Annotated in this window: 6 protein-coding genes and 3 pseudogenes; 8 read left to right on the top strand and 1 reads right to left on the bottom strand. The window is 58.7% G+C overall.

From position 1 onward, the window contains the following. The 5 genes and pseudogenes from JCM12296_RS51105 to JCM12296_RS32200 all read left to right on the top strand — a co-directional run. A pseudogene (locus JCM12296_RS51105) lies at positions 1–940 on the top strand (hypothetical protein); the annotation flags it as partial. 84 nt (positions 941–1,024) lie between these two features. After that, positions 1,025–2,085 (top strand): annotated as a pseudogene (locus JCM12296_RS46530) (glycerol-3-phosphate dehydrogenase/oxidase); the annotation flags it as partial. Positions 2,086–2,148: 63 nt separating this feature from the next. Next, the gene (locus JCM12296_RS51100; protein WP_422699203.1) at positions 2,149–2,583 is read left to right on the top strand and encodes a glycerol-3-phosphate dehydrogenase C-terminal domain-containing protein; all 435 of its coding nucleotides are present in this window, start codon (positions 2,149–2,151) and stop codon (positions 2,581–2,583) included. Between the two features lie 133 nt (positions 2,584–2,716). Continuing rightward, the gene (locus JCM12296_RS32205; protein WP_054701733.1) at positions 2,717–2,923 is read left to right on the top strand and encodes a hypothetical protein; all 207 of its coding nucleotides are present in this window, start codon (positions 2,717–2,719) and stop codon (positions 2,921–2,923) included. Positions 2,924–3,104: 181 nt separating this feature from the next. Then, positions 3,105–3,398: a hypothetical protein gene (locus JCM12296_RS32200; RefSeq protein WP_054701731.1), complete on the top strand. Its 294-nt coding sequence runs from the start codon at positions 3,105–3,107 to the stop codon at positions 3,396–3,398. A gap of 89 nt (positions 3,399–3,487) precedes the next feature. On the opposite strand, the gene JCM12296_RS32195 is transcribed toward JCM12296_RS32200, so the two are convergent. After that, the gene (locus JCM12296_RS32195; RefSeq protein WP_054701728.1) at positions 3,488–3,988 is read right to left on the bottom strand and encodes a cyclic nucleotide-binding domain-containing protein; all 501 of its coding nucleotides are present in this window, start codon (positions 3,986–3,988) and stop codon (positions 3,488–3,490) included. A gap of 189 nt (positions 3,989–4,177) precedes the next feature. Between JCM12296_RS32195 and JCM12296_RS46520 the strand changes: the two genes are divergently transcribed. The 3 genes and pseudogenes from JCM12296_RS46520 to JCM12296_RS32185 all read left to right on the top strand — a co-directional run. Further along, on the top strand, positions 4,178–4,567 hold the full coding sequence (locus tag JCM12296_RS46520) for a DMT family transporter (protein WP_246805211.1): 390 nt from the start codon (positions 4,178–4,180) through the stop codon (positions 4,565–4,567). Next, the gene (locus JCM12296_RS46515) at positions 4,564–5,088 is read left to right on the top strand and encodes a DMT family transporter (protein ID WP_246805209.1); all 525 of its coding nucleotides are present in this window, start codon (positions 4,564–4,566) and stop codon (positions 5,086–5,088) included. Before JCM12296_RS46520 ends, JCM12296_RS46515 begins: the two co-directional genes overlap by 4 nt. 59 nt (positions 5,089–5,147) lie before the next feature. Continuing rightward, positions 5,148–5,417: pseudogene (locus JCM12296_RS32185) on the top strand (HAD family hydrolase); the annotation flags it as partial.

The raw sequence follows: 5,417 nt of genomic DNA, 5'->3' as shown, positions 1-5,417 counted from the left end.
CACCGGCGATCCGGGCCTGCTCTTTATCGACCGCATCAACCGGGCCAATCCCACTCCCGACCAGGGCCCCCTGGAGGCCACCAATCCCTGCGGCGAGCAGCCCTTGTTGCCCTACGAATCCTGTACCCTGGGGTCGATCAACCTGACCCGCATCCTCGACGGCGACCGTCTCGATTTCGGTAAACTCGAAGCCCTGGTGCGCCTGGGGGTGCATTTTCTGGACAACGTGGTGGAGGTCAACCGTCACCCGATTCCCCAGACCGAGGAGTGGAGCCGCATGAACCGCAAAATCGGTTTGGGGGTGATGGGCTTTGCCGACATGCTGATCCTTTTGGGCGTCCCCTACCAGAGCGAGCGGGCCGTGGAACTGGCCGAGGCAGTCATGTCCCGCGTCCAGCAGGCCGCCGAGGCCGCCTCGGCCGAACTGGCCGCCCGGCGGGGCAATTTTCCTGCCTTTCATCGCAGTGTCTTCCCGGGGCACGGGACCCAGCGGCGTCGTAACGCCACCCTGACCACGATCGCGCCCACCGGCACGATCAGCATCCTGGCCGGCGTGAGCAGCAGCATCGAGCCGGTCTTCGCTTTCGAGGTCCAGCGTCGCATCGCCGGGGAGACCTACACGGACCGGCATCCCATCTACGCGCGCCATCAAAAAGCGGGGCGGGCGATCGACGGCGATCTTCCAGACCGCCTGGGACATCGATCCCCGCTGGCACCTGAAAATCCAGGCGGCATTTCAGAAATTTACCGACAACGCCGTTTCCAAAACGGTCAACCTGCCCGAGACGATCACGGCGGCGGAGATTCGCGACCTGTTCATGGAGGCCACGACCATGAACCTCAAGGGCATCACCGTCTATCGGGACCGCTCCCATCCGGACCAGATCCTCTCGGCCTGTTCGCTGAAAAACGATGCGTGTTTATGACATCAGGAAAATAGGGGGATCGGCGATGGCAGCAAAGAGGCAGTGCGGCTTCCCCCACGAAATAGCTAAATCCCGACATATCTATCCTGGAGGACCCCATGGATCGAAATCAATCGCTCGATCAGTTGAAAAATTATGACGGTTATTGGGATATGGTGGTGATCGGTGGCGGTGCCACCGGCCTGGGCTGCGCCCTGGACGCCGCTTCCCGGGGGTACAAGACCCTTCTGGTGGAGCAGCACGACTTCGCCAAGGGAACTTCCAGCCGCAGTACCAAACTGATTCACGGCGGTGTGCGCTACCTGCAGCAGGGCAATGTGTCCCTGGTCCTCGAAGCTTTGCATGAACGCGGGTTGCTGATGCAAAACGCCCCGCATCTGGTGCAGAACCAGTCCTTCATCGTTCCCAACTACGACTGGTGGAACGGTCCGTTCTACGGTGTGGGCCTGAAGGTGTACGATCTCTTGGCCGGCCGCCTGGGACTGGGGCCCTCCAAGTGGATTTCCAAGGAGGAGACCCTGGCGCGCATTCCCACGCTTGAACCCAACCGGCTACGGGGCGGGGTGATCTACCACGATGGCCAGTTCGACGATGCGCGGCTGGCGATCAACCTGGCCCAGTCCATCGTCGATGCCGGGGGCGTGCCCATCAACTACATGCAGGTGGTCGGTTTGACCCATGCAGGCCGGATGGTGGACGGGCTCGATCTTACGGATGCGCTCAGCGGCGAATCCCATCATGTGCGCGCCCGCGTGGTGATCAATGCCACGGGCATCTTTACCGACGCATCCTGCGCATGGACGAGCCGACCAGCCGTCCCCTGATCACCCCCAGCCAGGGGATCCACCTGGTGATGGACAAACGTTTCCTCAAGGGGTCCACGGCCATCATGGTTCCCCAAACCGAGGATGGGCGCGTCCTGTTTGCCGTGCCCTGGCACGATCGGGTGCTGGTGGGAACCACCGATACACCGATTGCCGAGGCCAGCCTGGAGCCACGCCCGCTGGCCTCGGAGATCGAATTCATTATCAAACATGCCGCCCGGTACATGGTCGAGGACCCCACACCGGCCGACATCCTGTGCGTCTTTGCCGGCATCCGGCCGCTGGTGAGTTCCGGAGAGGGCAAGCGCACCGCTTCGATTTCCCGCGATCATCATCTGGAGGTTTCCGCCTCGGGGCTGGTGACCATTGCCGGCGGGAAGTGGACCACCTATCGCAAGATGGCCGAGGATACGGTCAACCAGGCAGCGCTCATCGCCGGTTTGCCCGAGGCCCATTGCCGTACCGGCAAACTGCGCATCCATGGCTGGCTGAAAAACATGGATCCCCGGGATCCGCTGGTGGCCTATGGGTCCGACGCGGTTCGCCTGCGCCGCATCATGGATGACCAGCCGGCCATGGGGGAACGCCTGCACGCGCGTCTGCCCTACTGCAAGGCCGAGGTGGTCTGGGCCGTGCAGAACGAAATGGCCCAGACCCTCGAAGATGTGCTCGCCCGCCGCACCCGCGCGCTGGTCCTGGACACGGCGGCCAGCATGGCGATGGCCGAAACCGTGGCCGGCATCATGGCCGATCTGATGGAGCGGGACGCGGCCTGGGTGCGTCGGCAAACCGACGAATTTCAGACGTTGGCACGGGGATATCTGCCGGCGTGATCGCTAAAGCTGACCCGGGAAAGGCAGCCCGGCCATGCAGCGCCGAGGTCGGAAATTGCTTTTAAAACGCAACGGCGTCCAAACGGATTCGTAAACCCGACGGTTCATAAAAAACAAACGAAATGGAGAATCAATGGATCCCGAAAAAATTATCGGTGGATTGTCAAAAGAATTAATCTCAGAATTGAAAGCCATGTCAAAGGCCAAGGATATCAATGAAAAAGAGATCCATAGCCGTATTGTGAAGAATTTATGCGATGCTTTGGGGGTCTTTTTTGATTTGGCAAGTGAGATGATGTCTTTTGGCGATGATTCCGATGCAGAGGACATCCCTTTTTAAAGGAAGCTCAAGCGGATGCCGAAATCGAATAAAGTCAGGGTGTCGATAGCCGATATCAGGCTTCTAAGGAAGTGACCCGAAATTCGGGTGACTTCATGAACCTAAATGTTTCCCCGCAAGGGGAAGGCTGCTTTTTACGCATCCGTCAATCTTTCAGTCCAATGGCTTCGGGAGGGGCTTCGTGAAGGAACAGATTAAAAAATATATTGTGATGGGCCTGCTGATCGCCGCTGGCTACTACATCCTGGCCAACCATTTCATCTATTACCGACATTCCATTTCGATCTTGCCCAAGGCCGAACTGACCCTGAAGTACACCTTCTACAGTCTGGAAAACAAGCGGCCGGAAACCATCCTGAAGGTCAAGGTGCTGCGTTGGGCCGGAATCGGCGACATCATGGTGGACAAGAGAATCATCTCCGAACGAAAGATGGTGGAATTGGAGGAAAAGGCGGAAATGGCGGACCAACAGTGACGAAGGATGCGTGCCGGGGCCGATTGTCGGGCGCTTTACGAATCCGTTTTTTTTCCGCCCCGGAATGGTCGCTGGCCGGGCCGCCAGCCTTATCCCAAGGGAAGCATGTTATCGGCCAGGCGACTTGAGGTTTTCTTCAGGTTTGCACTGAGCAGGTTGGCCAGCCCTTTCAAAATATTGACGCCGATGTCCACGCGTATCTCCAGAATTTCCTCAAACGCCGGTTGGGGAAATACCGCCAGCCGCACGGCGCTTCGGGCAATTACCGTCGATGATCGCGGGAAGTTGTTGATAATGGACATCTCACCAATGGAGCGACCCCGGCCCAGCGTGGCTTGTACCGCGCTGCTGTTCGGGCCGGTTTTTTTGGTCACATCCAACTCCCCACGCTCAACGAAACAAACAAAATCGGCCCGGTCCCATTCCTTGAAAAGGACCTGCCCCGGGATGAGGTCCATGAATGTCATCCGGGCAGCCACCACGGATAGATCCTCTCTTTCGATGAACTCGAACAGCGGCAGGTTGATGATAAACTCAATCAGCTGTCGGTCCATTTCCGTCCGCTCGATATCCGATCGTGAGTTCGGCATGATCCCTTCTCCTGTTGATGGGCGCGTTTCCTGGCCGGCAGACCTGTTTTGGCTGCGGGGGAAATATTGTTCTGGCGATTTGGTCTGAAACCCGATAAGACCACTTGCCAAGGTGTGCTATCGGCAAGAAAAACGCATGACTTTAATCTAAAATCACCCATCGTTGGGGTCAAAGCGTTCCTGGTTCACATGGTACTGACGTATTTAAAACTACTTCTCGTGGCTTTTTTCTGGGGCGGGACGTTCATTGCCGGTCGGTCGCTGGCCGGTGCCGTGCCCCCATTTTCCGCGGCTTTTTTCCGTTTCCTGTTTGCCAGTGCGTTGCTTGGCGCCATTGTATTCAACCGTAAAGAGAAGTTGCCGTCTCTCGGCCGCCGGGAGTTGGTCGGGGTGTTGCTTTTGGGGATGACCGGCGTGTTCGCCTACAACGCGCTTTTTTTTAATGGCCTAAAGCTGATCGCCGCCGGAAGGGCGTCCATCATCATCGCCAACAACCCCATCGTGATCTCCCTCTTGGCGGCGTTTTTTTCCATGAGTCGCTCTCCCTGCCCAAGGTCGCCGGCATCCTTATTTCGGTGAGCGGTGCGATCCTGGCGATTTCCGGCGGCCATCCCCTGACACTGTTTTCCGATGGGCTCGGAATGGGGGATCTTTTCATTTTTGGCTGTGTGCTCAGCTGGTCGGCCTATTCGCTGCTCGGCAAACGGGTCATGCAGGTGCTCTCACCGTTGATGGCGACCTTCTGCGCCGCCGTGGTCGGCATGCTGGCCCTGTTGGTTCCGGCCTGTCTGGAGGGCATGCCGTCGGCCATGCCGGGTTATACGGTTTTGGATTGGATGAATCTGGCCTACCTGGGGCTGTTCGGCACGGTCCTGGGCTTTGTCTGGTACTACGAGGGGATTCGGTCCATCGGCCCCTCGCGGGCCAGCCTGTTCATCAACTTCGTGCCCATTTGGGCCATCGGGCTGGCCCACGTGATCCTGGGAGAACCGGTGACACCATCCTTGTTGATCGGCGCCTTGATGGTCATTACCGGTGTCACCCTCAACCATCTGCCGCTGGCCGGATTCCGGCTTGCCGGTTCACGGGCACGCCCGTAAGCGGCCGTTTTCGTGGTGTTCGATTCTGGAATCCGTCAGTGCAAGCAAAGGAGGCACAGATGATATCCATTGAAATTCCCGGTTTTGGTAAGCTGTCCCTCGATCATCTGGTACTGGACTACAATGGCACCCTGGCCGTGGATGGAATCCTGCTTCCCGGGGTGAAGGCGGCGCTCAACATCCTGGCGCAGTCGTTGACGGTCCATGTGGTTACCGCCGACACGTTTGGCAAGGCCGCCGCCGGCCTCACGGGGGTTAATTGCCAGTTGCGCGTGTTGCCCGCTGGCGAACAGGACCGCGCCAAAGCGGATTTCGTCGCCCAGTTGGGG

Source organism: Desulfosarcina cetonica JCM 12296, assembly GCF_001311845.1.
Lineage (GTDB): Bacteria > Desulfobacterota > Desulfobacteria > Desulfobacterales > Desulfosarcinaceae > Desulfosarcina > Desulfosarcina cetonica.
This window is presented reverse-complemented; position numbering and strand designations above follow the sequence as displayed.